This window comes from Stenotrophomonas sp. YJH_SMC_6 (assembly GCF_059371335.1).
Window position 1 is genome coordinate 1 of sequence record NZ_JCAFUM010000004.1, and the last position, 18,549, is coordinate 18,549.

18 protein-coding genes are annotated in these 18,549 nt (G+C 65.5%); 5 read left to right on the forward strand and 13 right to left on the reverse strand.

Annotated elements, in window-relative coordinates; genetic code table 11:
• Positions 1–127: integrase core domain-containing protein (locus AC5P9N_RS05010; protein ID WP_146257439.1), on the forward strand; the 127-nt coding region annotated here is incomplete at its 5' end.
• A gap of 117 nt (positions 128–244) precedes the next feature.
• On the opposite strand, the gene AC5P9N_RS05015 is transcribed toward AC5P9N_RS05010, so the two are convergent.
• From AC5P9N_RS05015 to AC5P9N_RS05055, 9 genes are all read right to left on the reverse strand, one after another.
• Entirely contained in the window at positions 245–667 is a 423-nt protein-coding gene (locus AC5P9N_RS05015) for a F0F1 ATP synthase subunit epsilon (protein WP_005411127.1), read from the reverse strand.
• Positions 668–780: 113 nt separating this feature from the next.
• A complete protein-coding gene (gene atpD, locus AC5P9N_RS05020; RefSeq protein WP_005411128.1) occupies positions 781–2,187 on the reverse strand; it encodes a F0F1 ATP synthase subunit beta in 1,407 nt (468 codons plus the stop codon).
• 37 nt (positions 2,188–2,224) lie between these two features.
• On the reverse strand, positions 2,225–3,088 hold the full coding sequence (atpG, locus tag AC5P9N_RS05025; RefSeq protein WP_005411129.1) for a F0F1 ATP synthase subunit gamma: 864 nt from the start codon (positions 3,086–3,088) through the stop codon (positions 2,225–2,227).
• A 97-nt stretch (positions 3,089–3,185) separates the two neighbouring features.
• Positions 3,186–4,733, reverse strand: a complete 1,548-nt coding sequence (gene atpA, locus AC5P9N_RS05030) for a F0F1 ATP synthase subunit alpha (protein WP_005411130.1) — start codon at positions 4,731–4,733, stop codon at positions 3,186–3,188.
• Between the two features lie 44 nt (positions 4,734–4,777).
• Positions 4,778–5,305 (reverse strand): F0F1 ATP synthase subunit delta, encoded by a 528-nt coding sequence (locus tag AC5P9N_RS05035; RefSeq protein WP_005411131.1) that lies wholly within the window; start codon positions 5,303–5,305, stop codon positions 4,778–4,780.
• A gap of 2 nt (positions 5,306–5,307) precedes the next feature.
• Positions 5,308–5,778, reverse strand: coding sequence for a F0F1 ATP synthase subunit B (locus AC5P9N_RS05040; RefSeq protein WP_005419512.1), 471 nt, complete (start codon positions 5,776–5,778; stop codon positions 5,308–5,310).
• 106 nt (positions 5,779–5,884) lie between these two features.
• Positions 5,885–6,190 (reverse strand): F0F1 ATP synthase subunit C, encoded by a 306-nt coding sequence (gene atpE, locus AC5P9N_RS05045; RefSeq protein WP_005411133.1) that lies wholly within the window; start codon positions 6,188–6,190, stop codon positions 5,885–5,887.
• A 73-nt stretch (positions 6,191–6,263) separates the two neighbouring features.
• Positions 6,264–7,064: a F0F1 ATP synthase subunit A gene (gene atpB, locus AC5P9N_RS05050; RefSeq protein WP_005411134.1), complete on the reverse strand. Its 801-nt coding sequence runs from the start codon at positions 7,062–7,064 to the stop codon at positions 6,264–6,266.
• Positions 7,065–7,095: 31 nt separating this feature from the next.
• Complete coding sequence (locus tag AC5P9N_RS05055) at positions 7,096–7,461, reverse strand: hypothetical protein (RefSeq protein ID WP_005411135.1); 366 nt, start codon at positions 7,459–7,461, stop codon at positions 7,096–7,098.
• Positions 7,462–7,918: 457 nt separating this feature from the next.
• Between AC5P9N_RS05055 and AC5P9N_RS05060 the strand changes: the two genes are divergently transcribed.
• Positions 7,919–8,737, forward strand: coding sequence for a hypothetical protein (locus AC5P9N_RS05060; protein ID WP_032967007.1), 819 nt, complete (start codon positions 7,919–7,921; stop codon positions 8,735–8,737).
• A 454-nt stretch (positions 8,738–9,191) separates the two neighbouring features.
• On the opposite strand, the gene lpdA is transcribed toward AC5P9N_RS05060, so the two are convergent.
• The 3 genes from lpdA to AC5P9N_RS05075 all read right to left on the reverse strand — a co-directional run bounded on the left by lpdA (position 9,192) and on the right by AC5P9N_RS05075 (position 13,510).
• Complete coding sequence (gene lpdA / locus AC5P9N_RS05065) at positions 9,192–11,000, reverse strand: dihydrolipoyl dehydrogenase (RefSeq protein WP_495223816.1); 1,809 nt, start codon at positions 10,998–11,000, stop codon at positions 9,192–9,194.
• 108 nt (positions 11,001–11,108) lie between these two features.
• On the reverse strand, positions 11,109–12,827 hold the full coding sequence (gene aceF / locus AC5P9N_RS05070) for a dihydrolipoyllysine-residue acetyltransferase (RefSeq protein ID WP_164212738.1): 1,719 nt from the start codon (positions 12,825–12,827) through the stop codon (positions 11,109–11,111).
• Positions 12,828–12,994: 167 nt separating this feature from the next.
• A complete protein-coding gene (locus tag AC5P9N_RS05075) occupies positions 12,995–13,510 on the reverse strand; it encodes a DNA-deoxyinosine glycosylase (RefSeq protein ID WP_005411139.1) in 516 nt (171 codons plus the stop codon).
• Between the two features lie 186 nt (positions 13,511–13,696).
• Here AC5P9N_RS05075 and AC5P9N_RS05080 point away from each other — a divergent pair, with 186 nt between their 5' ends.
• The 3 genes from AC5P9N_RS05080 (at position 13,697) to glpK (ending at position 17,631) form a co-directional block, all read left to right on the forward strand.
• On the forward strand, positions 13,697–14,332 hold the full coding sequence (locus AC5P9N_RS05080; RefSeq protein WP_005411140.1) for an OmpW/AlkL family protein: 636 nt from the start codon (positions 13,697–13,699) through the stop codon (positions 14,330–14,332).
• A 188-nt stretch (positions 14,333–14,520) separates the two neighbouring features.
• Positions 14,521–16,026 (forward strand): glycerol-3-phosphate dehydrogenase, encoded by a 1,506-nt coding sequence (glpD, locus tag AC5P9N_RS05085; RefSeq protein WP_099484399.1) that lies wholly within the window; start codon positions 14,521–14,523, stop codon positions 16,024–16,026.
• 105 nt (positions 16,027–16,131) lie between these two features.
• Positions 16,132–17,631: a glycerol kinase GlpK gene (glpK, locus tag AC5P9N_RS05090; protein ID WP_005414549.1), complete on the forward strand. Its 1,500-nt coding sequence runs from the start codon at positions 16,132–16,134 to the stop codon at positions 17,629–17,631.
• 106 nt (positions 17,632–17,737) lie between these two features.
• Here the strand turns inward: glpK and AC5P9N_RS05095 are convergent, their stop codons facing one another.
• Positions 17,738–18,532 carry a MetQ/NlpA family ABC transporter substrate-binding protein gene (locus AC5P9N_RS05095; RefSeq protein WP_012481327.1) on the reverse strand — a complete coding sequence of 265 codons (795 nt, stop codon included), beginning with the start codon at positions 18,530–18,532 and terminating at the stop codon, positions 17,738–17,740.
• Positions 18,533–18,549: the final 17 nt, after the last annotated feature.

An 18,549-nucleotide genomic window follows, 5' to 3' on the forward strand; every position in this document is an offset into this window, starting at 1 on the left:
CCAGCGCAATTCCGTGCTGACCCAATGGCTGCACCACTACAACTGGCACCGCCCTCACATGGGGATCGGTGGCCAGCCACCTATTTCCAGAGTCCTGCTGAACAACGTGGTGGGTTTACACAACTAACAGTCGACTCTACCCAGTCGACTCTACCCAGTCGAATCCACCCGGTCGACTCTACCCCGCCACCCGAACAAAAACGCCGGCACAGGGCCGGCGTTTTCGTGGATGCAGCGCGGAACCTCAGTGCTTGAGGGTCTTGCGCAGGCGTTCCAGGGCCTGCAGCTGGACGACGGCTTCGGCCAGCTTCTGCTGGGCTTCGGCCACTTCCATGGCTTCACCGCGGTTGGCCAGGATGCGCTCGGCTTCTTCCTTGGCCTTGCGGACCGAGGCTTCGTCGATGTCCTGCGCGCGGATCGCGGTGTCGGCCAGCACGGTCACCACCTGCGGCTGCACTTCCAGGATGCCGCCGGAAATGGCGAAATCCAGCTGCTCGCCATTCGGCGTGGTCACCACCACCTTGCCCGGCTTCAGGCGGGTGATCAGCGGCGCGTGCTTGGGCGCGATGCCCAGTTCGCCCAGCTCACCGGTGGCCACGACCAGGGTCGCTTCGCCACGGAAGATTTCCTGCTCGGCGCTGACGATGTCGCAACGGATCGTGCTCATGCAAATCTCTTCGCTGTTCGCGGCGGCGCAATGCCACCGTGGGAGTCCACCGGCGCGGGCGGTTGCCCGGCGCCGGCGTCAGGTCGGGCAGGATCGCTCCCGCCCGCCCCGGATCAGGCCTTCTCGGCCATCTTCTTGGCCTTCTCGACCGCTTCTTCGATGCCGCCAACCATGTAGAACGCCTGCTCCGGCAGGTGGTCGTACTCGCCATCGACGATGGCCTTGAAGCCACGGATGGTGTCCTTCAGCGGCACGTACTTGCCCGGCGAACCGGTGAACACTTCGGCCACGTGGAACGGCTGGCTGAAGAAGCGCTCGATCTTACGGGCGCGCGACACGGCCTGCTTGTCCTCTTCGGACAGTTCGTCCATGCCCAGGATCGCGATGATGTCCTTCAGTTCCTTGTACTTCTGCAGGGTCTGCTGGACGCGCTGGGCGGTGTCGTAGTGCTCGTGGCCGATGACCAACGGGTCCATCTGGCGGCTGGTGGAGTCCAGCGGATCGACGGCCGGGTAGATACCCAGCGAGGCGATCGAACGCGACAGGGTGACGGTCGAGTCCAGGTGGGCGAAGGTGGTCGCCGGCGACGGGTCGGTCAGGTCGTCCGCGGGAACGTAGACGGCCTGGATCGAGGTGATCGAACCGTTCTTGGTCGAGGTGATGCGCTCCTGCAGGACGCCCATTTCCTCGGCCAGGGTCGGCTGGTAACCCACGGCGGACGGCATGCGGCCCAGCAGTGCCGACACTTCGGTACCGGCCAGGGTGTAGCGGTAGATGTTGTCGACGAACAGCAGGACGTCCTTGCCCTTGCCGTTTTCGTCCTTCTCGTCGCGGAAGTACTCGGCCATGGTCAGGCCGGTCAGGGCGACGCGCAGACGGTTGCCCGGCGGCTCGTTCATCTGGCCGTACACCATCGCCACCTTGTCGAGGACGTTGGAGTCCTTCATTTCGTGGTAGAAGTCGTTGCCCTCACGGGTACGCTCACCCACGCCGGCGAACACGGACAGACCGCTGTGCGCCTTGGCGATGTTGTTGATCAGCTCCATCATGTTGACGGTCTTGCCGACGCCGGCGCCGCCGAACAGGCCGACCTTGCCGCCCTTGGCGAACGGGCACATCAGGTCGATGACCTTGATGCCGGTTTCCAGCAGTTCGGTGGCCGGGGACTGGTCTTCGTACGACGGGGCCGCACGGTGGATTTCCCAGCTGTCGCTGGCGGCCACCGGGCCGGCTTCGTCGATCGGACGGCCGAGCACGTCCATGATGCGGCCCAGGGTGCCGGCGCCGACCGGCACCGAGATGCCACGGCCGGTGTTGACGGCAACCAGGTTGCGCTTCAGGCCGTCGGTGGAACCGAGGGCGATGGTACGCACCACGCCGTCGCCCAGCTGCTGCTGGACTTCGAGGGTGATCTCGGTGTTTTCCACCTTCAGTGCGTCGTACACCTTCGGCACCGATTCACGCGGGAATTCGACGTCGACGACCGCGCCGATGATCTGAACGATCTTGCCCTGACTCATTGCTGCATCCTCTAATGTGTGCTTTGAACGAACGCGGTCAGACTGCTGCCGCGCCGCCGACGATTTCGGAGATTTCCTGGGTGATCGCTGCCTGGCGCGCCTTGTTGTAGACGAGCTGCAGGGTGCCGATCAGCTTGTTGGCGTTGTCGCTCGCCGCCTTCATCGCAACCATGCGTGCCGCATGCTCGGAGGCGACGTTTTCCAGCAGTGCCTGGTACACCAGCGACTCGATGTAACGCGTCATCACGTGCTCGAGCACGGTCGCGGCATCGGGTTCGTACAGGTAATCCCAGTCGTGGTGAGCGACCTGCTTCTCAGCCGGCGGCAGCGGCAGCAGCTGGTCGAAGCTGGCCTTCTGCACCATGGTGTTCACGAAGCGGTTGTAGACCAGGTACACGCGGTCGATCTTGCCTTCGGTGAAGGCGTCGAGCATGACCTTGATCACACCGATCAGCGATTCCAGCTTCGGCACGTCGCCGATGTGGGTCACGCTGCCGACCATGTTGACCTTCACGCGGCGGAAGAAGGTCGAAGCCTTCTGGCCGATGGTCACCAGGTCCACTTCCGCACCCTTGTCCTGCCATGCCTTGGCTTCGCCCAGCATCTTGCGGAACAGGTTGTTGTTCAGGCCGCCGGCCAGGCCGCGATCGGAGGAGATCACGATGAAGCCGACCCGCTTGACCTGCTCGCGCTCGACCAGGAACGGATGCTGGTAGTCGGTGCTGGCCTGGGCCAGGTGACCGATCACCTGCTTCATCGCCTGCGCGTACGGACGCGAGGTCTTCATCCGATCCTGCGCCTTGCGGATCTTGGAGGCCGAGACCATTTCCAGGGCGCGCGTCACCTTGCGGGTGTTCTGCACGCTCTTGATCTTGGTTTTGATTTCGCGTCCGCTTGCCATCTCTTGTTTCCCGTGGCGCGGGGCTGCTGCCCCGCGTTGTTCAACCGTTTGTCATCTGGTCCAGCGGAGCCAGCGGCTCCGCTCTACAGGACCGCGATTACCAGCTGCCGGTGGTCTTGAACTCGGCGATGCCCTTCTTGAAGGCACCTTCGATGTCGTTGTCCCAACCGCCGGTGGCGTTGACCTTGCTGACCAGCTCGCCCTGGGTGTTGGCGAAGTGGGCGTGCAGGCCTTCTTCGAACGCCAGCAGCTTGTTGACCGGCACGTCGTCGAGGTAACCCTCGTTGACGGCGTAGATCGACAGTGCCTGGTTGGCGATCGACATCGGCGCGTACTGCTTCTGCTTCATCAGCTCGGTGACGCGCTGGCCACGCTCCAGCTGCTTGCGGGTCGCTTCGTCCAGGTCCGAGGCGAACTGCGCGAACGCAGCCAGCTCGCGGTACTGGGCCAGCGAGATACGGATGCCGCCGGACAGCTTCTTGATGATCTTGGTCTGGGCCGAGCCACCGACGCGCGACACCGAGATACCGGCGTTCACGGCCGGGCGGATGCCGGCGTTGAACAGGTCGGTTTCCAGGAAGATCTGGCCGTCGGTGATCGAGATCACGTTGGTCGGAACGAAGGCGGACACGTCGCCGGCCTGGGTTTCGATGATCGGCAGCGCGGTCAGCGAACCGGTCTTGCCGGTGACCTTGCCTTCGGTGAACTTCTCGACGTACTCCTCGGACACGCGGGCAGCGCGCTCGAGCAGACGGGAGTGCAGGTAGAACACGTCACCCGGGTAGGCTTCACGGCCCGGCGGGCGCTTCAGCAGCAGCGAGATCTGGCGGTAGGCGACAGCCTGCTTGGACAGATCGTCGTACACGATCAGCGCGTCTTCGCCGCGGTCCATGAAGTACTCACCCATGGTGCAGCCCGAGTAGGCGCTGATGTACTGCATGGCAGCCGATTCGGAAGCGGTCGCGGCCACCACGATGGTGTGGGCCAGCGCGCCGTTCTCTTCCAGCTTGCGCACGATGTTGGCGATGGTCGAAGCCTTCTGGCCGATCGCAACGTACACGCACTTGATGCCGGTGCCCTTCTGGTTGATCACGGCATCGATCGCCATCGCGGTCTTGCCGGTCTGGCGGTCGCCGATGATCAGCTCGCGCTGGCCACGGCCGATCGGGATCATCGAGTCGACCGACTTGTAGCCGGTCTGCACCGGCTGGTCGACCGACTTGCGCCAGATCACGCCCGGCGCAACACGCTCCACCGGAGCGGTCAGGTCGGTGCCCAGCGGGCCCTTGCCGTCGATCGGCTCGCCCAGCGCGTTCACGACGCGGCCCAGCAGTTCCGGACCGACCGGCACTTCCAGGATGCGGCCGGTGGTCTTGGCGACGTCGCCTTCGCGCAGGTGCTCGTAGTCACCCAGCACCACGGCGCCGACCGAGTCGCGCTCCAGGTTCAGGGCCAGTGCGAAGGTGTTGTTCGGCAGTTCGATCATTTCGCCCTGCATCACGTCGGCCAGACCGAAGATGCGCACGATGCCGTCGGACACGCTGGTCACGGTGCCTTCGTTGCGCGATTCCGCGGCCAGCTTGACCTTCTCGATGCGGTTCTTGATCAGTTCGCTGATTTCGGAGGGGTTGAGCGTGGTTGCCATCGTCAAGTCCTAGTGCCGGCAGCGGGGCCGGACGTTAAATGAATTCAGTTAGCGAGCGCGGTCTGCAGACGGGCCAGCTTGCCCTTCAGCGAACCATCGATGACCACGTCGCCGGCGTCGATCACGGCGCCGCCGATCAGCGAGGCATCGACCGCGGTGGTCACGTCGACCTCGCGGTTGAAGCGCTTGCGCAGCGCGACCTTGATCGCGTCCAGCTCACCGGCCGACAGTTCGGCGGCCGAGGTGACGGTGGCCTTGACCACGTGCTCGGCTTCGGCGCGCAGGGCGTCGAACATGCCGGAAATCTCCGGCAGCAGCGGCAGACGATGCGATTCGGCCAGGATGGCCAGGAAGCGCGAGTAGGTCTCGCCGTGGGACACCGGCGCCAGCAGGGCGACGGCGTCGTCACGACCCAGCTCCGGGTTGGCGAGCAGGGCCGCCACGCGCGGGTCGGCGGCGACGTGGGCGGAGAACGCCAGGGCGTCCGACCACGGCGCGAACGCGCCTTCGTCGCGCGCGGTCGCGAACGCGGCGCGGGCGTACGGGCGGGCAAGCGTGAGGGCCTGGCTCATCCTTAGATCTCCGAGGCCAGCTCGTCGAGCAGCGCCTTGTGGGCGTTGGCGTCGATTTCGCGCTTGAGCAGCTTTTCGGCACCGGTCACGGCCAGCGCGGACACCTGCTTGCGCAGATCTTCACGGGCACGGTTGGCGGCGGCGTCGATTTCAGCCTGGGCCAGTTCCTTCTGACGGGTGGCTTCGGTGATCGCTTCGTTACGGGCAGCATCAACGATCTGGTTGGCACGCGCGTGGGCCTGATCGATGATCTCGTTGGCCTTGGTGCGTGCTTCCTTCAGCGCTTCGTTGACCTTCTCCTGCGCCTGGGCCAGATCTTTCTGGCTGCGGTCAGCAGCAGCGAGGCCTTCAGCAATCTTCTGCTGGCGCTCTTCGATCGCGTTCATCAGCGGCGGCCAGATCTTGGTCGCGATGATCCAGATCAGACCAGCGAAGGCCAGCGCCTGCGCAAGAAGGGTGAAATTGATATTCATGGTTAGCTCGATCGCTGGTTTCGGGGTGGACGCGCCGCCGTAGCGGCACATCCGGCCTTCATCCGAAACCGGGTGCATCAGCACCCGGTCGTCTCAAACCGCTGTATCAGCCGGCCAGAGCCTTGGTGACGGCGCCAGCGAAGGCAGCCGACAGCGGGTTGGCGAAGGCCAGCAGCAGGCCAACGGCGACCGAGATGATGAACGCGGCGTCGATCAGGCCGGCGGTGATGAACATGCGGACCTGCAGGACCGGGATCAGTTCCGGCTGGCGGGCGGCCGACTCCAGGAACTTACCAGCCATGATGGCCAGACCCAGACCGGCGCCCAGCGCGGCCAGGCCGATCATGATGCCGACGGCAAGGGCGGTGGAGCTCTGAATCTGCGCGAAGTTGGTCAGGACGGCGAAGTACATGGTTATCTCCAGGAACTTAAGTTGCTAAGGGTGATGAAACGGATGAAGGTTGAAACGCGTTGAAGCTTGAAACTCAGTGAGCGTCTTCCGACAGGCTCAGGTACACGATCGACAGCATCATGAAGATGAAGGCCTGCAGCGGGATCACCAGCAGGTGGAACAGCATCCAGCCGAGGCCGAACACACCACCGGCAATGGCACCGAAGAAACCGGCACCACCCAGCACCCAGATCAGCAGGAACACGATTTCGCCGCCGAACATGTTGCCGAACAGTCGCATCGCCAGCGAGATCGGCTTGCTCAGCCACTCGACGATGTTGAGGATCAGGTTGAACGGCATCATCCACTTGCCGAACGGGGCCGTCAGGAATTCCTTGATGAAGCCGCCCAGGCCCTTGGACTTGAGCGCGAAGAACAGCATCAGGAAGAACACGCTGATGGCCATGCCCAGGGTGGCATTGACGTCAGCGGTCGGCACCGGCTTCCAGTAGTGCACGCCCGCCCATTCCAGCGGCTTGGCGATGAAATCGGCCGGGATCATCTTCAGCAGATTCATCAGCAGAATCCAGAAGAAGATGGTGATGGCGATCGGCGTGACCAGCTTGCTCTTGCCGTGGTAGGTGTCCTTGGCCTGGCGGTCGACGAACTCCAGGCAGATTTCAACGAAGGCCTGCCACTTGCCCGGCACGCCGGCGGTGGCCTTGCGGGTGCCCAGCCAGAACGCGACAACGATCACCAGGCCCATCAGGACCGCGGTGAGGAAGGTATCGACGTGGATATGCCAGAACATACCCTCACCCTTGCCGACCGGCGCGGTCAGGTTGTGCAGGTGATGCTGGATGTAGCTGGTAGGGGTTAGAGCCTCGCCCGCCATGTGTCCGGAACCTTCAGTTAATTGAATTCTGTCAACGCCTGGCCATCGCCAGGACCTGGAACATCAAGCCGACGGCGATACCGGCCAACAGCGCCAATGCAGGCAGCTTGAAGACCAGGAACCCCGCCAGCAGGACGCCGAAAACCACGACCCACTTGGCCACGATCGCAATGATCAGGCGAGCCATCGCCGATCCTGCGGCCAGTGCCCCACCGCCCAGTGCCATCCGTGCCGCCACCCAGCCACCGGCCGAAATGGCCACACCGGACGCCAGCGCGCCGAGGGCGTATTTCGGACCTACCAGCAGGAAGGCCAGGGCCAGGACAGCCACTGCGGCCAGCGGGTAGACCGCGGCGCGCAGCATCAGTCGCCGACCCGCATCAACGGAGTTCAGCACAGGACGTCCCGCGTGGTTGCAAGTGGAGGGCTGAGGCGGCTACAGCAGGGGGGCCTCATCGAGCCGCCAAATTATAGCAATGGGACAATTTGCGAGACAACCGCTCCCTGTTCATCCCTGGAAGCCGCAAGTTGCGGTAACGGTTACATTTTTGCGTGCCACCAGGGGGACAATGACGTCCGCACCATGTTGCGACGCACTATTGAACTTTGGTCGCAGGCTGCGGAACTTTCGTCAGACATGCCGGTCCGATCATTCGACCTGCCTGCAGCATCCTCGTCGGCTCCGCCCCGCAGGTCCCACGATGGCCCCGAAGCCCGGCTCCGGGGCCATCTTTTTGCATCGTCGCGACAGCACTGAACCGTACACATGCCATGGACCATACGTTCACGCATGGTGGACGGGCCTGTCCGGCACAGTGGCCTTCATTCTGATGAACCACTGCAAGGACTCTTCGATGCGCCCCGTACCCACCCTGCTCGCCCTCTCCCTGCTCGCTGCCGGCGCCTCGTTCGCCAATGCGGCCCACGCCGCCGAAGGCGATGACCGCTTTGCCATCCGTCTGGGTGCGATGAACATCGATTCGGACAACACCCTCCGCGGCAGCACCACCGTGGCCGGCCAGGACATCTCCCTGAACCAGGACTTCAAGCTGGGTGGCAAGGAATGGGAGCCGCGCATCGACGGCATGTTCCGCATCAGCAACCGTCAGCGCCTCCTGTTCAACTACTTCAAGTACGACAAGGACCGCCGCGAGACCCTCGACCAGGGCATTTCCTTCGGCGGTGAGAACGTGCCGGCCGGCAGCTTCGTGAAGGGTGAGCTGAAGTACCAGGTGGCCAGCCTGGTCTATGACTACTCGGTGGTTGATACCGACACCTTCGACCTCGGCCTGCAGATCGGTGGCGAGTACGCCAAGGTCAGCACCAAGGGCTACGCCGACCTGGGCACGGTGTACGAAGGCCAGTTCCTCGACGAGAAGGCCGATGGCGTGGCACCTGTGGTGGGCGCCCGCATGACCTTCACTCCGTCCGAGCGCTGGATGATCACGCTGCAGGGCCAGTACCTCAACACGCGCTGGGGCAGCTTCGATGACTACAAGGGCGACCTGAGCCGCGCCAATGCCATCGTCGATTACCGCTTCACCAAGAACTTCGGTGTGTTCGCCGGCTACGACTGGTTCAAGCTGGACGTGGACAAGAAGGGCAGCGACGGTACTGTCGGCCTGAAGCAGGAATTCAAGGGCCCGGTGGCCGGTATCAGCTTCGTGTTCTGATCCCCCGCCCCTTCCACGGCACCCTCTCTCCTGGCGCGGCCTCCGGAACATCGGGGCCGCGTTTTTTGTGGCATCGTCGAGCAGAGAAGCAGGTTGGTCGAGCGCGGGGGGAGAGGGGCTTGCGTGCGAATGTCCCCCGGCGCCGGCCTACGGCCGACGCCTCCTCCTTTACTTCGCACACAAGCCCCTCTCCCCCCGCGTGTCAGGAATCCGGGCGGCTTTGGCACTGGCTCTGACTATCCGCAAGCCGAGCCACTGCGCGGGTGGCGGGCGTTTCGACAAAGTAAAGGAGGAGGCGACCGCCACAGGCGGGCGACGGGGGACATTTGTCGAAATGCCTGCCACCCGCGCAGTGGCCCGGACCCTCGCGATGACAACAGCCGAAGACATTCCTGCAGCCAACAAAAAACCCCGGCAGAAACCGGGGCTTTTCGTTCGGAACGGCGCGGGCGCCTTACTTCTTCTTCGGCATGTACAGATCGGTGATCGTGCCGTCGTAGATTTCCGACGCCATCGCCACCGACTCGCTCAGCGTCGGGTGGGCATGGATGGTGTGGCCGATGTCTTCCGCCTCCGCACCCATCTCGATCGCCAGGCCGATCTCGGCCAGCAGGTCACCGGCGTGCACGCCGACGATCGCACCGCCGATGATGCGGTGGGTTTCTTCGTCGAAGATCAGCTTGGTGAAGCCCTCGGTGCGGCCGATGCCGATCGCGCGGCCACTGGCGGCCCACGGGAACTTGGCCACGCCGACCTTCAGGCCCTTGGCCTTGGCTTCGGTCTCGGTCACGCCAACCCAGGCGATTTCCGGGTTGGTATAGGCCACCGACGGAATCACGCGGGCCACCCATTCCTTCTTGTGCCCAGCAGCCACTTCGGCGGCCAGCTTGCCCTCATGCGTGGCCTTGTGGGCCAGCAACGGGTTGCCGACGATGTCGCCGATGGCAAAGATGTGCGGCACGTTGGTGCGCATCTGGCGGTCAACCGGGATGAAGCCACGGTCGGTCACCTGCACGCCGGCCTTCTCGGCATCGATCTTCCTGCCGTTCGGCGAGCGGCCCACGGCCACCAGCACGCGGTCGAAGGTGCCCTGCGCCAGCGCAGGCGCCTGGCCTTCCTCGGCGGCTTCGAAGGTGACGGTGATGCCCTTGGCATCGGCGGTGACACCCGAGGCCTTGGTCTTCAGGTGCACTTCGATGCCCTGCTTCTTCAGGCGGTCGGCCAGCGGCTTGACCAGGTCCTTGTCGGCGCCCGGCATCAGCTGGTCCATGAACTCGACCACGGTGACCTTGCTGCCCAGCGCGCTGTACACGGTGGCCATTTCCAGGCCGATGATGCCGCCGCCGACGACCAGCAGCGAGCCCGGCACTTCGGCCAGCTCCAGCGCGTCGGTGGAATCCATCACGCGCTTGTCGTCCCACGGGAAGTTCGGCAGCTTCACCGCCTGCGAACCGGCGGCGATGATGCACTTCTGGAAGCGCAGCAGCTGGGTGCTGCCGTCAGCAGCGGTGATTTCCAGCTCGTTGGCCGAGATGAACTTGCCGACGCCCTGCACGTTGCGGACCTTGCGCTGCTTGGCCATGCCGGCCAGGCCCTTGGTCAGCTGGTTGACGACCTTTTCCTTGTACTGGCGCAGCTTGTCCAGGGTGATGGTCGGCTTGCCGAACTCGACGCCAAAATCACCCGCGTGGGCCACTTCGTCGATGACCGCTGCGGCGTGCAGCAGCGCCTTGGACGGAATGCAGCCCACATTGAGGCAGACGCCGCCGAGGCTGGCGTAGCGTTCGACCAGCACCGTATCCAGACCGACGTCGGCAGCGCGGAAGGCGGCGGTGTAGCCGCCCGGGCCCGAGCCCAGCACGACCATCTCGCATTCGATGTCGGCCGGCTTGCCGCTGGACAGCGCCGGCTTCGGCGCAGCCGGTTCGGCCGGGGCGCGGTGCGACGGGGTCACCGGCGGCTTGCTGGCCGGAGCGGCTGCAGCCGGAGCCGGCGCAGCGGCCTTGGCCGGGGCTTCGGCGGCGCCTTCAGCGTCCAGCACCACGACCACGGCGCCTTCGGACAGGGTGTCGCCCAGCTTGACCTTGATCTCCTTGACCACGCCGGCAGCCGAGGACGGCACTTCCAGGGTGGCCTTGTCCGATTCCAGGGTCACCAGACCCTGGTCCTTCTTCACCGTGTCGCCGACGGCGACCAACACTTCGATCACCGGCACATCGCTGTAATCGCCGATGTCGGGAACCTTGACTTCAATCGTGGCCATGGTGGGTTTTCCTCATGCCCGCTCGGCATGGCCGGTGGGCTGTCACTGCATCTGTTCACGCGGCCGCGCCAGGGGCTGCGGCCGCACGGTGGGGGCGAAGCGGGTGCCTTACAGCAGCACGCGGCGCATGTCGGCCAGTACCTGGGACAGGTACGTGGTGAAGCGTGCGGCCAGGGCGCCGTCGATGACGCGGTGGTCGTAGCTCAGCGACAGCGGCAGCATCAGCTTCGGTGCGAATTCCTTGCCGTTCCAGACCGGCTGGATGGACGACTTGGAGACACCGAGGATGGCCACTTCCGGTGCATTGACGATCGGAGTGAACGCGGTGCCGCCGATGCCGCCCAACGAGCTGATCGAGAAGCAGCCGCCGCTCATGTCGGCCGGGCCGAGCTTGCCGTCGCGTGCCTTCTTGGCCAGTTCGCCGGTTTCCTGCGCGATCTGCACCACGCCCTTCTTGTCCACGTTGCGGATCACCGGCACGACCAGGCCGTTCGGAGTGTCGGCGGCGAAGCCGATGTGGAAGTACTTCTTCAGGGTCAGGTTTTCGCCGCTGGCATCGAGCGAGGCGTTGAATTCCGGGAACTTCTTCAGCGCTGCGGCGCTGGCCTTGATCAGGAAGGCGAGCATGGTCAGCTTGATGCCGGCCTTCTCGTTCTCCTTGTTCAGCGCCACGCGCAGGCTTTCCAGGTCGGTGATGTCGGCCTGCTCGAACTGGGTGACGTGCGGGATCATCGCCCAGTTGCGGGCCAGGTTCGCACCGGAGATCTTCTTGATGCGCGACAGCGGCTGCACTTCGGTCTCGCCGAACTTGCTGAAGTCGACCTTCGGCCACGGCAGCAGGTTCAGGCCACCGCCGGCAGCGACAGCAGCACCGCCGGCAGCCGGCACGCCACCACTGAGCGCGGCCTTGACGAACTTCTGCACGTCACCCTTGGTGATGCGGCCACCCTTCTCGGTGCCGTTGATCTGCAGCAGGTCCACGCCCAGTTCGCGGGCGAACACACGCACCGCCGGGGTGGCATACGGCACCTTGGCGGGCAGCACGCCATCGGCGTTGAACTGCACCGGCGGGCTGGACGGGGTACCGGCCGAGGCGATCTCGCGGGCCGCCAGCTTGTCCGGCTGCACCGGCACAGCGACCGGCTCGACCTTGGTGGCGGTCTCGGCGGCAGCCGGAGCGGCCGCAGCGGCCGCCTTGGTCGGCGCCGGCGCGGCAGCGCCCTCGGCTTCGATGATGGCGACCACATTGCCCTGCGACAGAGTGTCGCCGACCTTGACCTTGATCTCCTTGACCACGCCGGCCACTGACGACGGCACTTCCATGGTGGCCTTGTCGCTTTCCAGCGTGACCAGGCCCTGGTCCTTCTTGACCGTGTCGCCGACGGCGACCAGCACTTCGATGACCGGAATGCCGGCGTAGTCGCCGATATCCGGCACCAGCGCTTCAACCGCACCACCGCTGGCAGCCGGGGCGGCCGGCGCAGCTGCGGCCGGGGCCGGTGCGCTCTGGGTGGCGGCAGCCGGGGCAGCGGCCTTGGCCGGTGCCGGCGCGGCAGCCGTCGGCTTGGCGGCTTCGGCATCGCCTGCGGCCACTTCGATCAGGGCCACGACCTTGCCTTCGGACAAGCTGTCGCCGACCTTGACCTTCAGTTCCTTGACCACGCCAGCCACCGAGGACGGCACTTCCATGGTCGCCTTGTCGCTTTCCAGCGTCACCAGGCCCTGGTCCTTCTTGACCGTGTCGCCGACGGCGACAAGCACCTCGATTACCGGGATATCGCTGTAGTCACCGATATCGGGGACAAGTGCTTCCTTGATTTCGGCCATGGGGATAACTCCGGCAATCTGGTGTAGGGAAACGTCTATTGTGCGGCCAGCGGGGTCCAGCGCCAACCGTTACAGGTGTTTTCAGTACGCACGCAGCCGGGACAGGCTGTTGCCCATGGGTCGCGGCCGCGACCAGTCGGTAGCGTATTGTCCGGACGATGTCCGCTTCATGTCGCCCGCGCGTCGGCCACCGGCTGCCAGGCCTGGCGCAGGCGCGGCAACGACCACGCCGCATTGGCAGGGCTGGTCGACGGCAATGCGACCAGCTTCGGCGGGGTTTCCAGCCGTGGCAGCACCCAGCGCTGGAATGCCTGCAGCGAGGCACCACCATTGCAGCCGATCAGCTTCAGCTCAGGCAGCGTGGCGATCAGTTCCGGCAGCGCATTGGCCACTTCCGTGCCACGCACGATGTCGGCATCCAGGCTGCCGCGCCGCTCGCAGCGGCCGATCACATCCCACAGGCCGATGCCCGCGGCGTTCAACGCCTGCAGCCGTTGCACATAGGGCAGAGCCGCGTCGAAACCGCAGATATCGGCCATCAGCGGCCAGAAGCGGTTGCGCGGATGCGCGTAGTAGCGCTGCTCCTGGAGGGATGCCACGCCTGGCATCGAACCCAGCAGCAGCACCCTGCAATCCACGTTCACCTGCGCTTGCAGGCCGACGCACAGCGTTGCCGCGCTCACATCTTCTCCAACTGAATGAATGCCACTGACGACCAGAAACCCCATGGATACAGGCTTTTCGCGCTGATCGCTGAACAAGGAAAACTATTTTTTAACGCGCGTCGGATTCGATTCATGTTGAGGCGACTACGGTGTGCTCGCCCCGCAACCGGGGGCCCAAAACAAGAAACATTAGGAGATACCCCCATGCGCTCCATCCGTATCCTGAGTCTCGCCCTGCTGACCTCCGCCGCCTTCGCGCCGGCCGCTTTCGCCCAGGACAGCAGCTCCACCGATACCGCTTCGGGCAAGCATTTTGCCGTGGTTGGCGGCGTCGCGCTGCTGCAGCCGAAGAATGATCCGATCGACGGCATCAAGAAGGTCGATGGTGGCCCGGCGCCGACCGTCAGCTTCAGCTACTACATCAACGACAACTGGGCCGTTGAACTGTGGGGCGCCGCCGACAAGTTCGACCACAAGGTGAAGGGCCCGAACAATGCCCGCCTGGGCAACGTCGAGCAGCAGCCGGTCGCGCTGAGCGGCCAGTACCACTTCGGCCAGGCTGACAACGTGTTCCGTCCGTTCGTGGGCGTGGGCTACTACCAGTCCAGCTTCAGCAATGAAACGCTGGCCGACGGCAGCAGCTCCGACATCCGCCTCAAGGACGCCAAGGGCGTGATCGGCACCGTCGGCGTGGACATGAACATCAACTCCACCTGGTTCGCCCGTGCCGATGCCCGCTACATGCGTTCGCGTCCGGACGTGAAGGTCGGCGGCGAGAAGATCGGCGAAGCCAAGATGGATCCGTGGACCGTCGGCTTCGGCATCGGTGCCCGCTTCTGATCCAGGCAGCACCGGCTTCACTGATGTAACGCGACGGGCCCTTCGGGGCCCGTCGTCGTTTCCGTCACCCGCGTTCTGTAGAGTCGACTGCCAGTCGACTGCTCTTTCAAAAGTCGAGCATGGCTCGACTCTACAAAAGGCAGTCAACTGACAGTCGACTCTACGCACACACAGGACACGGAGACGCGATGGACGACGTCGACCTGCTGGTGATCGGTGGCGGCATCAACGGCGCCGGCATCGCCCGTGATGCGGCCGGCCGCGGCCTGCGGGTGCTGTTGTGCGAGCAGGATGACCTGGCCGCGCACACCTCCAGCGCCAGCAGCAAACTGATCCACGGCGGCCTGCGCTACCTTGAACAGGGCGAGTTCGGACTGGTGCGCAAGGCACTGGGTGAACGCGAAGTGGTGCGGCGGCAGGCCCCCCATCTGGTCCGTCCGTTGCGCTTCGTGCTGCCATGGGAACCCCACCTGCGACCGCGCTGGATGCTGCGCGCGGGCCTGTGGCTGTATGACCATCTCGGCCGGCGCAGCCCGAGTTTTCCCGCCTCGCGCGCACTGGACCTGCAACGCGACCCGCTCGGCCCCTGGCTCTCCCCGGCGCTGCGGCAGGCCTTCAGCTACGCCGATGCGCAGGTCGATGACGCGCGGCTGGTACTGCTCAATGCGCTGGACGCCGCCGGGCGTGGCGCACGGGTACATGTGCGCAGCCGCTGCATTGAACTGCGCCCTGTGCTGGGCCGTTGGCAGGCCACGCTGGAAGCCACCGACGGCCGGCAGCAAACGGTGATCGCCCAGGCCGTTGCCAACGCAGCCGGCCCTTGGGCAGGAGGCCTGCTGGAACGTATGCAGGCGCGCGATGGCGGCCCCGCCCTGCGCCTGGTACAGGGCAGCCACATCGTGCTGCGCCGGCCCTGGCCCGACGACAGCGCCTGCCTGCTTCAGCAGCCCGATGGCCGCGTGGTGTTCCTGCTGCCGTTCGCCCACGACCACCTGCTGGTCGGCACCACCGACACCGACTACCGTGGCGACCCGGCCCGGTGCAGCGTGCTGCCTTCGGAGGTGGCTTACCTGTGCGAGGCCGCCAACCACTACCTGCGCGAGCCGATCACCCCGCAGGACGTGGTCTGGCAGTTCGCAGGGGTACGCCCGCTACTTGCCGATCCAGATCCGCGTGCAGCGAAGCTGAGCCGTGACTACCGCCTACAGTTGCAGTCCGGCCCGGCGCCCGCGCTGCATGTGCTGGGCGGCAAGCTGACCACGTACCGCGTGCTGGCCGAAGAAGCGCTGGACCTGCTGCGCCCCGCCCTGCCGCAGATGGGACCGGCATGGACGGCAACGGGCCACCCACTGCCGGGCAGCGACTGGGGCGACGCCACGCAGGCGTGCTCGCGCCTGCAGGCACTGGCACCGTGGCTGCCCGCAGAGATTGCGCGCCGCTGGGCCGGCGCCTACGGCAGCCGCAGCGCGGAGCTGCTGCACGGCCTGCGGGGTATGAACGATCTCGGCGAGGACTTTGGCGGCGGCCTGCATGCGCGGGAAGTGGCTTTCCTGCGCGACCACGAATGGGCGCGTAGCGCCGAGGACGTGCTGTGGCGGCGGAGCAAGCTGGGGCTGCGGCTGGATGCGGCGCAGGTGGCGCGGCTGCAGGCGTGGATGGGGGGTCGGATCCCTTTCCCAGGGAAAGGGCTCTGACCCCCGTATTGCCACGTGTGCCAACCAAGGTTGGCAGCTACCAGGGTGGCCGCGCGCGACGCGATCGATGCATTAGGATTTCCCCATCGCCACCGGAGACGCTGCATGACGCCCCGCTACGTGCTGGCCATCGACCAGGGCACCACCAGTTCGCGCGCGATCCTGTTCGACCGTGCTGGCGACATCGTCGGCAGTGCGCAGCGCGAGTTCGCGCAGATCTTCCCGCAACCCGGCTGGGTCGAGCATGACCCGCGCGAGATCCTCACCAGTGTCTATGCCACGCTGACCGAACTGCTCAGCCGCGAACAGATCGACCCGCGTCATATCGCCGCGCTGGGCATCACCAACCAGCGCGAGACCACCGTGGTCTGGGACCGCGCCACCGGCCAGCCGATCCACAATGCCATCGTCTGGCAGTCGCGGCAGAGCCATGCCATCTGCGAGCGACTGAAGTGCGACGGGCATGAGGCACTGGTCCGCGAACGCACCGGCCTGCTGATCGACGCCTATTTTTCCGCCACCAAGGTGCGCTGGATCCTCGACCACGTGGAAGGTGCGCAGCAACGCGCCGAGCGTGGCGAGCTGCTGTTCGGCACCATCGACAGCTGGCTGGTATGGAACCTCAGTGGCGGCCAGGCGCATGTGACCGACTACAGCAACGCCGCACGCACCCTGTTGTTCAACATCCACACGCTGGACTGGGATGACGACCTGCTGGCGCTGCTGGACATACCCCGCGCGATGCTGCCGCAGGTGCGCGATTCCAGCACGGTGTATGCGCACACCCGGCCGCAGTTCTTCTTCGACCACCCGATCCCGATCGCCGGCATCGCCGGAGACCAGCAGGCGGCGCTGTTCGGCCAGGCCTGCTTCCAGCCGGGCATGGTCAAGAACACCTATGGCACCGGCTGCTTCATGCTGATGCACACCGGCACGCAGGCGGTGCGCTCGCGCAACGGCCTGCTGACGACCATTGCCTGGGGCCTGGACGGGCGCGTGGAATATGCACTCGAAGGCTCGATCTTCATCGCCGGCTCGGTGGTGCAGTGGCTGCGTGACGGCCTGCGCATGATCGAGCGTGCCAGCGACAGCCAGGCACTGGCCGCGCAGGTGCCGGACAGCGGCGGCGCGTATCTGGTGCCGGCATTCGTCGGCCTGGGCGCGCCCTACTGGCGCAGCGATGTGCGCGGCGCGATGTTCGGCCTGACCCGTGGCACCCGCAAGGCACACTTCGTGCGTGCCGCGCTGGAGGCGATGGCCTACCAGACCCGCGACGTGCTTGATGCGATGCAGTCCGATGCGGGCATCGCGCTGACCGAACTGCGCGCCGACGGCGGTGCGATCGGCAACGACTTCCTGGCCGGCTTCCAGGCCGACATCCTTGGGGTGCCTCTGCTGCGGCCGCGGCTGACCGAGACCACCGCGCTGGGCGCGGCCTACCTGGCCGGTCTGGCCGTCGGGTTCTGGTCCAGCCGCGAGCAGATCGCCGCGCAATGGGGCCTGGACCGGCGCTTCGAGCCACAGATGGAAGTGGCGCGGCGCGAGAAACTCTATGCAGGCTGGCAGCAGGCCGTGGCGGCCACCCTCGCCTTCCACGTCGACTGAAGGTCGTGCCGGCCGCTGGCCGGCAACCCCATGATCCTTGGCGGCGTTTGCAGATTGCCGGCCAGCGGCCGGCACGACCGCATGGCCAGAACGCCCGGAGCGCCGGTCAGAACGCCGGCAGCACCGCGCCCTTGTACCTGGTCTCGATGAAAGCCTTCACCTGCGGGCTGGTCAGGGCCTTGGCCAGCTTCTGCACGCGGGCGTCGTCCTTGTTGTCCGGCCGCGCGACCAGGAAGTTCACGTACGGCGAGTCCTTGCTCTCGATCGCCAGTGCATCCTTGGTCGGGTTGAGGCCCGCATCCAGCGCGTAGTTGGTGTTGATCAGGGCCAGGTCGACCTGGTCCAGCACACGCGGCAGCATCGCCGAGTCCAGCTCGCGGAACTTCAGGTTCTTCGGGTTGGCAGTGATGTCACGCAGGGTCGACAGCGCGTTGGCCGGATCCTTCAGCTCGATCACGCCGGCCTTGTGCAGCAGGATCAGCGCGCGGCTGTTGTTGCTCGGGTCGTTCGGGATCACCACGTCGGCACCGTCGCGCAGCTCGGCCAGCGACTTGACCTTGCGCGAATAGGCACCGAACGGCTCGATATGCACGCCGATCACCTTCACCAGATCGGTCTTGCGATCGCGGTTGTAGGCATCCAGGTACGGCTCGGTCTGGAAGTAGTTGGCGTCCACCTGCTTCTGCACCAGCTGGTCGTTGGGCTGCACGTAGTCGTTGAACACGCGCACGTCCAGGTCCACGCCTTCCTGCTTGAGGATCGGCTTGACCACCTCAAGGATCTCGGCATGCGGCACGGCCGTGGCGGCCACCACCAGCTTCTGCGAGGGCTCGCCGGACTTGCCGCAGGCGGTCAGGGCCAGCGCAGCGGCGAGCAGGGGCAGCAACAGGGTCTTCTTCATGGGCGGAGGAGTTCTCG